Source organism: Flavobacterium sp. CFS9, from assembly GCF_041154745.1.
Lineage (GTDB): Bacteria > Bacteroidota > Bacteroidia > Flavobacteriales > Flavobacteriaceae > Flavobacterium.
This window is the reverse complement of sequence record NZ_AP031573.1, coordinates 2,051,291-2,065,921: the sequence shown is the minus strand read 5'-3', so window position 1 is coordinate 2,065,921 and position 14,631 is coordinate 2,051,291. Positions and strand designations below refer to the sequence as shown.

Here is a 14,631-nt window from a genome sequence, read left to right as displayed (position 1 = left end):
TCATTTAAATACACATATCCGGGACTAAAGCTTATTATCCTAAACAAAGGAAGTTTTTTGTAACATTTATTTAAACCCGACAGGTTTTTAAAACCTGTCGGGTTGAATAAGTATACGTTCATTTCTTTGCCACAAATCTGGGATCCGATTCCATTACAGTTCCACAGTTATTGCAGGTTCTAAGTTCTAATGAATTATAGAAATGTTCGAAATGCGGCAGAAAGTCTTTTTCGATATTGTGCAATTCAAAAAACACTTCATACAATTTATGATTGCAATGATCACAATGCCAAAGCAGTCCGTCTGTATATCCTTTTCCTGCACGCTTACGTTCGATTACCAATCCGATTGAACCTTCGGAACGAACGGGTGAATGAGGAACTTTAGCCGGATGAAGATACATATCACCTGCATGTAAATCCATTTCCTTTCGTTCTCCATCTTCCTGAATAATAACTTTTATACTGCCTTCCAGCTGATAAAAAAGCTCTTCGGTTTCGTTATAATGATAATCTTTTCGGGCATTCGGACCTGCAACAATCATAACGATATAATCACCGGAGTCAACATAAAGATTTTTATTCCCAACGGGTGGTTTCAGTAAATGACGGTTCTCATCGATCCACGTTGCCAGATTGAAAGGTTTTGCTATTGCCATTTCTTTAAAGGTATATTTTTAAGTAGCTAATTTAAGAAAAAGTTTTCAGTTCGCAGTCGCAGTGAGCAATTGAGACTCATTTCGGTACGCAGTCTCAGTCTCACTACACAGTGATCAATTGAGACTGAAAACTGAGACTGAAAACTGAGACTGGAAACTGCCACTGAAAACTCATCTCACCTCTCGAATCAAATAAATATAAACCGGAAAATGATCACTAAATCCAACTTCTGTCAAACTATGCCGCAATGGATAACCTTTATACGATCCTGAGCTCTGAACCAGAAAAGTTTTATTGAAAATTCCAGCTTTCCAAAAGTTAAAAGTTGAAAAATCAGATTGTATGAGTGATTTTGTAATTATGATCTGATCGAAAATATCCCAGGAATCTCTAAATGCAATTGTGCCCAAACCTTTATCGAGCATTGCTGCAAAGGGATTAAAAAGACCTAAATCTTCCACTTCTGACTTCTTTGTCTTTGCACCCAAAACTGTTTTTATACTTTTATTATAAGGCCCATCATTCAAATCGCCCATCGTAATCACTTTAGCATTGGGATTTATTTGCTGTAGTGAATCGATAATTCTTCTGTTTAAACTTCCTGCAGCTTCCCGAAATATACTGCTCGCTTTCTCCCCTCCTGATCTGGACGGCCAGTGATTGACAATAATATGGATTTCCTCTCCCTCTAAAAATCCTGAAATCAAAAGCTGATCTCTGGTAAAAACACGGTTCTTACTGTCGGTTTTAATTTCGACATCATCTTCTTGCTGTTCGACTTCCACTTCTTTATCAGAACTCTTTTTTTGATAAATCTGCAGCGGAACATTAGAGTATGTCGTGGGTCTGAAATATTTTCTCTGATACAACAAGGCAACATCTATTCCGCGTTTATCGGGTGAATCAAAATGAATAATTCCATAGTCAAAAGGGAGTAAATTTGGTTGTTTCACCAGATCTTCGAGAACCACACGATTTTCAATCTCAGCACCACCTATTAACACTGGAGCATTTGCATTTTCAGGTCTTCCAACTTCAGATAGGACTCTGGACAGGTTTTTTAATTTCTGTTCGTACTTTTCCATCGTCCAGTGCTGAGTTCCATTGGGTGTCCATTCATCATCGTTAGTATTGACATCATCATTAATATCGAAGAGGTTCTCAAAATTATAAAATGCAATAGTATGAATAGCATATTTTTTGGGCTGTGCCTGTAGAATTGTAAAACACAAAAAGGCAATACTACAGAATCGAAAAGATATTCCTCTCATAAACTTAACTCTTTAAAAAGTTCAATTTAAACAAATTAAAACAATTTGTAAGAATTTTCTAATAATTTTATTTTTTAAAATATTTATATTTGTTTTATCTTTACGAATGAACCAGCAGAAAAACATGAAAGCGAGCACCCGTCAATACCACAGAAACTACTTTTCTATTTATAAACTCGTATTTCTTATTTTTGCTTTACAATCCATCCACTGTCAATCACAACAAAACATGATAACACCACCTTATTTACAAAAAGGAGATACAGTTGCCATTTTAGCAACAGCAAGAAAAAATATAGATGATAATCTAAAACCAACTATCGATTTATTGCACAGCTGGGGGCTTGAAGCCGTAGTTGGAAGTACTATTGGTTTAGATTTTAATCAACTGGCCGGTACAGATGAACAGCGTGCTGCTGATTTTCAAAAACAATTAGACAATCCAAACATCAAAGCAATCTGGTGTGTTCGTGGTGGCTATGGAACAGTAAGGATGATCGATTTACTTGATTTTACCAAATTCAAACAACACCCTAAATGGATTGTTGGTTTTAGCGATGTTACCGTTCTGCACAATCATTTGAACACGATGGGCTATAAGTCCATTCACGGGATCATGCCGGTAACAGTTCCAAGAGCTACTCCTGCGGCGGTAAGTTCGATGAAATCTGCCTTATTTGGTGAACCTATTTCTTATGCCATTGGACCGGATAAAATGAACCGCTTTGGAAACGCAACTGGGGAATTAGTGGGAGGAAATCTATCTATTTTATACAGTTTGTTAGGTTCTCCTTCGGCAATTGACTGTAAAGATAAAATTTTGTTTATTGAAGACCTTGACGAGTATCTCTATCATATTGATCGTATGATGATGAATTTAAGACGCAATGGATGCATCGAAAATCTAAAAGGAATCATTGTTGGCGGTATGACCAAAATGAAGGATAACGAAGTTCCATGGGGGAAAAATGCGGTAGAAATTGTAGACGATGTTACCAAAAAGTACAATATTCCTGTAATTTTTAATTTCCCGGCCGGACACATTCAGGACAACAGGGCTTTAATTATGGGAAGTACCATTACAATTGATGTCAATGCGTCCGGAAGTACTGTTTCTTTTCAAAAATAATAATCCCTGAGAATTTCTTTTCTCTAAAGAATTTTAAATACCACATATCATATTCTCGCAAAGACGCGAAATCGCAGAGTTTTACCTGATTCTTTGTGACTTCGCGTCTTTGCGTACAAATTACCCTTTACAGCATAAAAACATCATAACTCATAATTCACAATTTAAAGAAATGGCTGAACATAATGAACTTGGAAAAAAAGGTGAAGATCTCGCTGTGGAATATCTGGAGCAAAACGGCTATAAAATTCTCGATCGAAACTGGACTTTCCAAAAGGCCGAAATTGATATTATCGCCAAAAAAGAATCTATTTTGGCTATCATCGAAGTAAAAACAAGATCGACTTTGGATTTTGGTTTACCGCAGGATTTTGTAAAACCTAAAAAGATTCAACTGCTGGTAAAGGCCGTAAATGCCTATATAAACGATAGGGAAATGGATATTGAAATCCGTTTTGACATCATCGCGATACATAAAAACAGGGAATCATTTGCAATTGAACATATTACAGACGCTTTTTTCCATTTTTAACATAATTTTACATTGTTATATTTGTAACAAATTGTTTTTTTATTTATATTCGCAGGATTTTATAACACAAAATTAACTACACTGAACCAATTAAGTTACAAAAAAAAAGAAAAAAACTATGAAAACCGTTTCTTCAATCGTCGAGAATTACATTAAAACAAAACCCTTTTTATTGAATGCGTTATCGCTTGGAATTATCAACCTTACTTCTCTTTCACGGAACATTATGACCGAATTGGAAAGTGAATTTGGTAAAGAAGTAAAACAAGGCGCTGTAGTAATGTCATTAAAAAGACTAACAGAAGAACTGGATTTTAAACTGAATCATAAAATCAATAAAGTAATTAAAAATATAGGCGAAATCACGGTTCGATCTGAATTGACGGATTACACTTTTGCCGCTTCCGAAACTGTTTTGAACAAGCAGGCGGATTTAATCTCTGATATCAATACATTATCTGACATATTTTATACCTCATCACGCGGAGTAAACGAAACCAATATTGTGGTAAGCAGCAGCGTAAATCATTTAGTTGAAAAACACTTTATGAGAGAGAAGCTTATTCAGAAGTTAGACAACCTGGCCTCCATAACCGTAAAATTGCCAAAAGAAAACATTGTGGTTCCCGGGATTTACTATTTCATTTTCCAACGTTTGGCATGGGAAGGAATTATCATCAATGAGGTAATTTCGACTTCTAATGAATTTACCATTTTAGTTGGCGAAGATCAGGTTGACGTTGCTTTTAAAGTAATTAAAGACTTGAAGAACTAGATTCAAAATTAACTTCAAAAGAACCTTACAAAGGTTCGTCCGATATATAATCCTCTTGTCTTCTAAAAAGATAAGAGGATTTTTTTATGATTAAAATTGGTATCTATGAATCTATTGCAAAAGCGAGCGAGTAATTGAGGAAAATCAAGATTCTTAAAATTCATTGCTCTGAAAGAGCTTCAGCAACAGCATGGTGCAACGCACTATGAATAATAAGAATGATCATTTAAGCCCTGAAAGGGCGAAAGCCTGATCTCAAAGAAAAGCAATGATATAATTTTATATGTTTTTTGAAATGGAATTCTATTTTATTAGTATCTATTTCTGCTTGTGCCCTTTCAGGGCGTTACTCATCATCAATTTAGTGCATAGTGCGCTGCACTATTCTATTGCTTTTAGGCTTTCAGCCCTTTTTTAATCATCTCGAATGCTTATGTTAAAGAGGAAACATAATAAATAAATTTACTCAATGTATGAACTGTTGTCCTGATCTGTGAATATTTGAACACGGCTTCCAGCAATCTCCTTTAAAACTGACAAATAGAATTTTCTAACGTAAAATGCGTTAGGGATGGCAGCGATATCCTTTTGCGGCACATGGAATTTTTTGCAACTTCCTAAAATCTCTTGTCGCAAAAGATTTAGCGTACAGCCCGGCCCGGAGGGAAACGCCCAGACTTTTATACTAATTCTACTCCTCCTTATACATATTAAAAAACAAATCCGACAGGTTTCAAAAACCTGCCGGATTTAGAGTATTATATCTTTTAATAGTGTTTACTCTCCTAACATTTCCATTAACTCCAGTGCTCGTCTGGTTGATTTCACATTATCAAAAGTCAGTAAAAGTCTTAAACCGTTAGGAGTTTGTTTCTCTTTCATTTGGCAAAGATTACTATGGGTCTGTACAAATTTGATTACTTTATGAAAACGCTTCGACTGGTAATAATCAGATTGCTGGTCTGAAACGAAATAACCTATCATCTTGCCTTTTTTCATCACTAATTTCTCAATACCTACACTTGTCGCAATCCATTTGATTCGAATACTATTCATCAAGGCATTGGCACGCGGAGGCATTGGCCCGAAACGGTCAATTAGTTTATTTTGAAAGATCACCAGTTCTTCTTCATTTTTCACACTGCCCAACTCGTTGTATAAACTCAAACGTTCGGTAACATTATTGATGTATTCATCAGAAAACAATAACTCAAAATCAGTATCAATTTGGAGATCTTTTACATATTCCTTAGTTTCAATATCGTTCTCTTCCGGATATAAGTCCTTGAATTCATTCTCCTTCAATTCTTCGATAGCCTCATTCATAATTTTTTGGTAGGTATCAAATCCAATTTCATTAATGAAACCACTTTGTTCTCCTCCCAATAAATCTCCTGCTCCACGAATTTCAAGATCTTTCATCGCAATGTTGAAACCACTTCCTAATTCGCTAAACTGCTCTAAAGCCTGAATACGTTTTCTGGCATCATCCGTCATAGAAGAATAAGGCGGACAGATGAAATAACAAAATGCTTTTTTATTGCTTCGACCTACTCTGCCTCGCATTTGATGCAAATCGGAGAGTCCAAAATTATTGGCATTGTTAATAAAAATCGTATTGGCATTTGGTACGTCCAGACCACTTTCGATAATTGTTGTGGCCACCAGAACGTCAAAATCACCGTTCATGAAGCCCAACATCAATTCTTCGAGTTTCGCACCGTCCATTTGTCCATGACCGATTCCTACTCTGGCATTTGGCACCAGACGCTGAATCATTCCGGCAACTTCTTTTATATTTTCGATTCGGTTATTGATGAAGAAAACCTGACCGTTACGCTGAATTTCATACGAAATAGCATCACGGATTATTTCTTCATTAAACCCAACCACACTGGTTTCGATAGGGTATCGGTTTGGCGGAGGAGTTGTAATTACAGACAGATCCCTAGCTGCCATTAACGAGAACTGAAGTGTTCTCGGGATTGGCGTTGCCGTTAAGGTTAACGTGTCGACATTCGCAGCAATCGTTTTAAGTTTATCTTTTACGTTTACTCCAAACTTCTGCTCTTCGTCGACAATCAATAAACCAAGATCTTTAAAAACTACATTTTTATTGACTAACTGGTGTGTTCCAATCACAATGTCCAGTTTTCCTTCTGCTAAATCTTTTAAAGTCTGTGCTTTCTGTTTGGCAGTTCTAAATCGGTTCATGTAACCAATAGTCACCGGCATATCTTTCAAACGTTCTGAAAATGTACGGTAATGTTGGTAAGCCAAAATGGTCGTCGGAACCAAAACAGCTACTTGTTTGCTATTGTCTACTGCCTTAAACGCCGCACGAATGGCCACCTCTGTTTTTCCAAAACCTACATCACCACAAACTAAACGGTCCATCGGACGATCGCTTTCCATGTCGGCTTTGACTTCCTGTGTCGATTTAGTTTGATCCGGTGTATCTTCGTATATGAACGAACTTTCTAATTCGTTCTGCAAATAACTGTCCGGTGCAAACTGAAAACCTTTTTCCAATCGTCGTTTTGCATACAACTGAATCAAATTGAAGGCAATATGTTTAACCCTCGCTTTGGTTTTTTGTTTTAAAACTTTCCAGGCGTTCGAGCCCAGTTTATATATTTTAGGAGGAGTTCCGTCTTTTCCGTTGTATTTTGAAATCTTATGGAGCGAGTGAATGCTCACATACACAATATCATTATCGGCATAAACCAGTTTTATGGCTTCCTGAGTTTTTCCTTCGACCTGAATTTTCTGTAAACCTCCAAATTTCCCAATACCGTGATCGATATGGGTTACGTAATCACCAACCGAAAGCGCTGTTAATTCCTTTAGCGTAATATTCTGCTTTTTCGAATAACCGTTTTTGATATTAAATTTATGATAGCGCTCAAAAATCTGGTGATCGGTATAGGCTGTAATCTGGCTTTCTTCGTCGATAAATCCCTGATACAAAGGCAGAACAACGGTATGATATTGTTTTCGAATGTTCTCTGAATTAGCTTCGTCTAAAGTTTCGAAAATATCATGAAAACGTTTCGCCTGAGTTTCATTCGAACAGAACAGATAATTTTTATATCCGTTGAAATGATTGTCACTCAGATTATTCAGCAGCAAATCAAATTGTTTATTAAAAGAAGGCTGCGGATGAATATGAAAATCGAATGTTTTTGTGGTTTTAAAAACAGGTTTTGAAGCCAATTCTACTATTGAAAAATCCAAAGCACGTTTGATAAACGAGGTTTGATTTAAAAATAGCTTTTCAGGTTCTGCGTGTTTTATTTCTTTTGAAAGTTTCTCGAAAGCTTCTTCGGCTCTGGCGAATTGTTTGTCTAACTGAGTGAAAAGTCCTTCTGTATTTTGAATAAACAAGACGGTCCTCTCGGCAATATAGTCTAAGAAACTCTCTCTATTTTCCTGAAAAAGTTTGTTCTCGACATTTGGGATGATTGTGATCTTTTTATGAGTTTCTATTGATAATTGTGTTTCTACATCAAAACTTCTGATGCTGTCTACTTCGTTACCAAAAAACTCTATTCTGTACGGATGATCGTTAGAAAATGAGAACACATCGACAATTCCGCCTCGAACAGAAAACTCTCCGGGTTCAGTGATAAAATCGACTCTTTTAAATTCGTATTCAAACAAGACTTCATTGATAAAATCGATCGAAATTTTATCGTTCAAAGCGACTTTTAAAGTGTTTTTATCAAGTTCCCTGCGTGTCACTACTTTTTCGAAAAGTGCTTCGGGATAGGTAACAATTACAGCTGGTTTTTTACGGGAATTAATTCGGTTTAAAACCTCAGCACGAAGCAAAACATTGGCGTTATCTGTTTCATCAATTTGATACGGACGGCGAAATGAAGCTGGATAAAACAGTACATCCTGTTCTCCGATCATTTGTTCGAGATCGTTCAGATAATAAGCTGCCTCTTCTTTGTTGTCTAAAATGACTAAAAAAGGCAATTCGGATTTTTTGAAAACAGCACGCAAAACAAATGAAACTGCTGATCCTAACAATCCGTTAAGATGCATTTTTATTTGTTTCTGTTCCAGTAATTGTGTGGCAATCTGCTGATTTTTTGGCAGATCATCATACAGGGTATATAAGGCGTTTTTACTCAACTTTTGGTGTGTTTGGATCTACATTTTTCCCCGGAATCGGAGCTGTCGTCTCGTTTGGAATGGCACGAGCGGTATCTAACATTCTTAAAAAATCTTCCTCTCCTTCTTCTTTCGGAATTTTACTTTTTACAATAACTACATCCATTTGTCTTTCTAATGAAACCAATTCTTTATTGATTTCGCCAATTAAAAATGTCACTTTCTCTGAAGGAATTTGGTTCAGATGAATGAATAAATCCATCATTCTTACTTTTGTAATCAAAATAGAAATTCGGCTTTTGATCTGTGGAATATTAAATTCTGCAGGAATGTTATTGTTTAAAGCCATTGCTTTCTTTGAAATAGCTGCTGACTTTTTTTGGAATGCTCCAATTGTTTTTCTGGGTTTATCTCTAAGTTCGTTCAGAAAGTCACGCCATTCCCCCCACGAATTCACTTTTTGCTCCGAGATTTCGTTGATCGGCTCATCTATAAAAGACCAGCTTTTATTGATTTTATTAAAAATAACTTCGTTTTTTTTGGCTTCCTTTTCGTTTTCAGCACGGCGTTTTTCATCTTCATTCTGACATGAATTCAATACAAAAACAAAAAGCAAAAAAAGAGATATCTTATATTTCATTTGGTAAAACATTAAGCTACAAAGTTACAAAGTAATTTTACAATTACGAATTCTGATTTTGGGTACAAATTACATTATTTAGCTGCTATTAGACCAAAACAGATTGGCTAATTCTTCTTTGTAGGACTTATAGGCAAATTTAAAATTCCTGATCGAAAATACTTATAATTTACAATTTGCATCCAGTATTCAACAGCGAATAATCTAAAAAAGAATCTTTATCATTGTTAAATTTACAATTTGTTCTCCTTAAAAGCGAAAACATTTGCGAAAACGTTATATTTGTCTCTCAAAAAAACTATTCGAAAAATGAATCCAAAAATATTAATCATTGGTGCCTGCGGTCAAATTGGGACGGAACTGACTCAAAAACTGCGCAAACTATACGGAACAGAAAATGTTATTGCTTCTGATATTAGAAAATTAAATACTGACGTTGTTAATTCCGGTCCGTTTGAAGTAGTCAATGCTTTAGATTTCAACCAAATTGAGCATCTTGTTGAAGTACATCAAATTACTGATGTTTATCTGATGGCGGCACTTTTATCGGCTACAGCCGAGAAAAACCCTGCATTTGCCTGGGATCTGAATATGAATTCATTATTTCACGTTTTAAATTTAGCAAAAGCCCAAAAAATAAAGAAGATATTCTGGCCTTCCAGTATTGCGGTTTTCGGACCTACTACTCCTAAGGAAAATACACCTCAATATACCGTAATGGAACCTTCTACAGTTTACGGAATTAGTAAACAAGCTGGAGAAAGATGGTGTGAATACTACCATAATATTTACGGAGTTGATGTTCGAAGCATCCGTTATCCCGGCCTAATCAGTTGGTCGACACCTCCTGGTGGCGGAACTACAGATTATGCTGTTGATATTTTTTACAAAGCTATTGCTGATAAAAAATACGAGTGCTTTTTATCTTCGGAAACCAAAATGCCAATGATGTATATGGATGATGCCATTGATGCAACCATTAATATTATGAAGGCACCGGCAGAGAAGATCAAAATACATTCTTCATATAATTTAGCTGCAATGAGTTTTACTCCTACTGAAATTGCCGCAGAAATTAAAAAACACATTCCTGAATTCGAAATAACGTATAACCCTGATTTCCGTCAGAAAATTGCGGACAGCTGGCCGGCTAGTATCGACGATTCTCAGGCAAGAGAAGACTGGGACTGGAAACATACTTTTGATCTTGAAACTATGACAAAAGACATGTTAGAGCATTTGGGATAACATCTGCTTACAATATAAAAAAGTCCCGTTTAAAATTTATTTCTAAAATTTAACGGGACTCTTTATTTTTTCATTCTCCTTCTTTCTCCGGGATCGCGGTTTGCTTTTCAATTAATAAAACGGTCTTTTCTATTCTTTTTAGGAGTTTAAATATGGTAATAAAAGATACCGGATCAGCGGTCAGATTCTCCGAAATTAAAATCTTACCCGCTTTTCTATGGTCTTTAACATCTACCAACGCATCTATAGTAATATTGTAAAAAACAGCTATTTTCTTTAAGTTTTTATAGGTTGGATAAAAGATATCGCTTTCCCATTTTCCATAAATCGTTTGTGAAACTTTCAAAATGGTCGAAATCTCCTTTTGCGACATTCTTTTTTCACTTCTTAATTTTTGTAATCTCGTTCCAAAAGTCATTTTTAATTATTTTTGAAGCGAATATACTACAAATATGTTTTGCTTTTCCTATTTAGCCAATCTAAGTTATAAGAAAATTCTTAAATTTATTTTCTCCTATATTTTATGCCTTAATAAAAATTATAACCGTAAAAACAAAAAAGCCAAAGCTAGCAGAAAACTAACTTTGGCTTTTTTATATTTCAAAAACGAAGATTATTTCACTTCATAAACATTATTTGCTGCTTTTACATCGGCCATTAATCCGCTTGGATCAATCGTGATTTTCTTAATGGCAGTTTTGTTTTTATCTATTGTAAAACTGTAGTTCGATTGTGCCCAGGCCCAGTCGTCTAAAACAGTTCTTTTTTCATTCGGATTTGGATTTGGTTTGATGAAATTCATCATTCGTAACGGAATGTAGAAACTTTCAGAAGTTCCGTCTGTGTACTCTACTGTTAGATCAATTGGCATTGGCATTCTTCCAATTCTTTCTAAAGTAACATTCGTTTTTCCTGCGTTATCCGCCACTTCTTTAATACCATAATCGATTGTATTGGTAGTTCCTGTCCAATCCACTAAATACCAATCTAATTCTGCTCCTGAAACTCTCTCTGCTGATCTTTTGATATCATTTGGAGTAGGGTGTTTGAATTTGAAATCATTGTAATATCTTTTTAAAGTAGCATCTACATTCTCTTTTCCAATTACATATTCTAATTGAGATAAGAATAGACTTCCTTTTACATAAGAAGAAATACTATAAGGTCTGTTTTCATCGTAACGGTCTCCATGAGTCGTTTGCGGCTGCTCTTTTCCTGAATTAACTAAGCTGTAATAAGCAGCATAATTTCCTTTAAACGGATTCACTTCTTTTTTATCGCCTTTCAATTCGTTCAAAGCACTGTCTTCGATGTAAGTGGTAAAACCTTCATCCATCCAAGGGTGTTTAGATTCGTTTGAAGCCAAAATATGCTGAAACCAGGAATGTCCTAATTCATGAGTTGCTGTTCCTAAAATTCCTTCAAGAGTTCCGTTTCCAAGCATTAGGGTACACATTGCATACTCCATTCCACCATCTCCACCCTGGATAAAAGAGTATTGTTTGTACGGATATGCCCCCACTCTGTGGTTGTAATAATCCATTACTTTCACCATTAAAGGCTCTAATTGTTTCCAGTTTGCAGTTGTTTTTGGATTGTTTTTGTAGAAGAAATGCAAGTCAACATCATTAGGTCCTTTTACAATATCATGTGTGTATTCTTTATCTGCTGCCCAGGTAAAATCATGAACATTTGGTGCAATAAAATGCCAGGTCAATGTTTTTGTTTTCTTTGGATAAGTAACGGTTACACCAGCATCTTCATAACCGTGTCCGATTTGATTCTTATCTTGTAAATATCCTGAACCTCCGATAGTATACTCTTTATCGATTGTAATTTTCACATCAAAATTCCCCCACACACCATGAAATTCTCTTGCAATGTATGGATCTGCGTGCCAGCCTTCAAAATCAAATTCGGCTAATTTTGGGTACCATTGTGACATTGACAACTCAACTCCTTCAGAATTATTACGTCCCGTACGACGAACCTGAACCGGAACTTGTCCGTCAAAATCTAAAGTAAAGGTTGTTTTAGAATTTGGCAAAATTGGTTTCACCAAAGTCACTTCTAAAATAGTTCCTGAAACTCTTGTTTGTGCTGCAACTCCGTCTTGTTTAAAGTCTGAAACTTTTAAATATCCAATTTCATTTGGTTTTAAAGTTTCTATTCGGCTTTGTTTCGTTTCTTTACCATCTGCGCCTTTTACTTTATTAACCATTCTTCCGTCCGGATCTTTTATCGAATGCAGACGTGCATCCATTTCACTTCCCGGCTGAAACGCATTTAAGAACAAATGATAATAAACCTTCTTTAAAGTATCAGGAGAGTTGTTCGTGTACACTAACTCTTGTTTTCCTTTGTACTGATAGTTTTTTACATCCATAGACACCTCCATTTTGTAATCGACATGCTGTTGCCAATAAGGAGCGCTTTGTGCAAATGCTGAGTTTAAACTCAAACTCAAAAAAGATAGTAGTAAAATTTTTCGCATGGTTATTTCAATCAAAATGGAAGAGCGCGAACTCTTCCATTACATTAGTATTCTGTTTTTGTTTATTTTTTAGATATTTTTTCGGCCATCAATAAAGCATTGTAAGCGTTGACCATTTTAGCTGTTCTTGAAGATTCTGCCGAAGAAACTGCTACCGGTTTTGCTTCAGGGTTATGGTTTTCACCCAAAACAACCATTGAAGGAAGTGCAACCCCTGAGTCCATTAAAATTTGTTTGACCTGAGCTGCTTTTAATTTTGGATAGTAAGAGCGTATCAGTGCTGCAACTCCTGCTGCATTTGGAGCTGCCATTGAAGTTCCCTGCAGGTATTTGTACTTATTGTTGGGTACTGTTGCATAAATTTCTTCACCCGGAGCAAAAACATCTACATTTATTTTTCCGAAGTTCGAAAATCCTGCTACAACAGTTTCTCCATATTCTTTATTAAGTGCTCCAATTGTGATTACGTTATTAGCAAATTCTTTAACGTTATCTTCTGAGTCGTTTGGATAATTAATATTTTTGGTCTCGTCAATATTGTATCCGTCATTTCCAGCTGCATGCACTATTAGAACATCTTTTTTCTCAGCATATTTTATCGCATCATACACCCATTTTTTATGAGGTGAGAAACTTTTTCCGAAACTTCCGTTGATTATTTTTGCTCCGTTGTCGACTGCATAACGAATCCCTAAAGCAATATCTTTATCGTACTCATCACCATCCGGAACGGCTCTTACAGTCAGGATTTCTACATTAGTACTAACTCCGTCTCCTCCTAAGTTATTCCCACGAACCTGCGCAATAATTCCGGCTACGTGTGTTCCGTGAAGGGCTTCTTCTTTATCAGGACCAAAAACAATATTATTTCCATAACGTGTGTTTTTAATATCCTCCGGATTATCACCTACTGCTTTTCTTCCGTCGAATTCTTTATTTAGGTTATAATTTAACTGACCATAAACCTGCTTACTGTACTCTTTTAACTCAGAGTCAGGATCAAAAGTTGGCCCTGCATTCGTTAAAATTTGAGTCATGATCTCTTTACTCTGAGCCACTTTTGGATCTGTAGAAGTTATCGTATTTAGATCCTCAATTTTATAGGTTGTTTTGTTCAGTTCTTTTTGTATTGTTTTATGAACTTCTAATAAAAAATCAGATTGTTGTTTGTCCCTTAAAGCTTCTTCATACTTTTTCGTATACTGTGCCAAAGCCTCTTTATATTCGGGAGATCCGTCATCACCTTTTTTAACGACACGTGTTAATTCAAGATTTTCATGAACCGCATCTCCTAAAAAATTCCATCCGTGGACGTCATCAATAAATCCGTTTTTATCATCGTCGATTCCATTACCCGGAATTTCTTTTGAATTCGTCCAGATCATCCCCTTAAGATCTTCATGCTCGATATCGACACCAGAATCTACAATTCCCACGATCACCTTCTTTCCGGTTTTCCCCTGCAATAATTCAGCATAAGCTCTGTCAACACTCATTCCCGGAATAGAATCCCTGATTAGGTCAAGGTGACTCCATCTTTTTAATTCATTTTCTGAAACAGGAGCTTTTTTAACAACAGCCAAAGGAGCTTTGATAAATTCTTTTGTTGCTGAATTTTGCGCTTGCAAAGTAGTACTGCAACCTGCCAAAACAAGTAATGCAAAAGCAGATAATTTGATGTGTTTCATATGACTCATGTATCTAATAAGTATTCTAAAGTTAAATATGGGTCTAAATTATGATTTTTTGTTACATAAAACT

11 protein-coding genes are annotated in these 14,631 nt (G+C 35.8%); 4 read left to right on the top strand and 7 right to left on the bottom strand.

The features are described 5' to 3' along the window. Positions 1-118: 118 nt before the first annotated feature. Entirely contained in the window at positions 119-658 is a 540-nt protein-coding gene (locus tag ACAM30_RS09105; RefSeq protein ID WP_369618201.1) for a 3-hydroxyanthranilate 3,4-dioxygenase, read from the bottom strand. A 171-nt stretch (positions 659-829) separates the two neighbouring features. Next, positions 830-1,930, bottom strand: a complete 1,101-nt coding sequence (locus tag ACAM30_RS09100) for an endonuclease/exonuclease/phosphatase family protein (protein WP_369618200.1) — start codon at positions 1,928-1,930, stop codon at positions 830-832. A 229-nt stretch (positions 1,931-2,159) separates the two neighbouring features. Here ACAM30_RS09100 and ACAM30_RS09095 point away from each other — a divergent pair, with 229 nt between their 5' ends. From ACAM30_RS09095 to ACAM30_RS09085, 3 genes are all read left to right on the top strand, one after another. After that, positions 2,160-3,059 (top strand): LD-carboxypeptidase, encoded by a 900-nt coding sequence (locus ACAM30_RS09095; RefSeq protein WP_369618199.1) that lies wholly within the window; start codon positions 2,160-2,162, stop codon positions 3,057-3,059. A gap of 172 nt (positions 3,060-3,231) precedes the next feature. Continuing rightward, entirely contained in the window at positions 3,232-3,591 is a 360-nt protein-coding gene (locus ACAM30_RS09090) for a YraN family protein (RefSeq protein WP_369618198.1), read from the top strand. A gap of 118 nt (positions 3,592-3,709) precedes the next feature. Continuing rightward, positions 3,710-4,366, top strand: coding sequence for an aspartate kinase (locus tag ACAM30_RS09085; RefSeq protein ID WP_369618197.1), 657 nt, complete (start codon positions 3,710-3,712; stop codon positions 4,364-4,366). Positions 4,367-5,143: 777 nt separating this feature from the next. Here the strand turns inward: ACAM30_RS09085 and mfd are convergent. After that, positions 5,144-8,509 (bottom strand): transcription-repair coupling factor, encoded by a 3,366-nt coding sequence (gene mfd / locus ACAM30_RS09080; protein ID WP_369618196.1) that lies wholly within the window; start codon positions 8,507-8,509, stop codon positions 5,144-5,146. Next, positions 8,502-9,128, bottom strand: a complete 627-nt coding sequence (locus ACAM30_RS09075) for a hypothetical protein (RefSeq protein ID WP_369618195.1) — start codon at positions 9,126-9,128, stop codon at positions 8,502-8,504. The genes mfd and ACAM30_RS09075 overlap by 8 nt, the downstream gene beginning before the upstream one ends. 309 nt (positions 9,129-9,437) lie before the next feature. Between ACAM30_RS09075 and ACAM30_RS09070 the strand changes: the two genes are divergently transcribed. Beyond that, positions 9,438-10,376 (top strand): L-threonine 3-dehydrogenase, encoded by a 939-nt coding sequence (locus ACAM30_RS09070; RefSeq protein WP_369618194.1) that lies wholly within the window; start codon positions 9,438-9,440, stop codon positions 10,374-10,376. Positions 10,377-10,446: 70 nt separating this feature from the next. Here ACAM30_RS09070 and ACAM30_RS09065 read toward each other — a convergent pair whose 3' ends face one another. From ACAM30_RS09065 to ACAM30_RS09055, 3 genes are all read right to left on the bottom strand, one after another. Then, complete coding sequence (locus tag ACAM30_RS09065; RefSeq protein WP_369618193.1) at positions 10,447-10,794, bottom strand: helix-turn-helix domain-containing protein; 348 nt, start codon at positions 10,792-10,794, stop codon at positions 10,447-10,449. Between the two features lie 195 nt (positions 10,795-10,989). After that, a complete protein-coding gene (locus tag ACAM30_RS09060) occupies positions 10,990-12,870 on the bottom strand; it encodes a M1 family metallopeptidase (RefSeq protein WP_369618192.1) in 1,881 nt (626 codons plus the stop codon). Between the two features lie 62 nt (positions 12,871-12,932). Continuing rightward, positions 12,933-14,567 carry a S8 family peptidase gene (locus tag ACAM30_RS09055; RefSeq protein WP_369618191.1) on the bottom strand — a complete coding sequence of 545 codons (1,635 nt, stop codon included), beginning with the start codon at positions 14,565-14,567 and terminating at the stop codon, positions 12,933-12,935. Between the last annotated feature and the right edge of the window lie 64 nt (positions 14,568-14,631).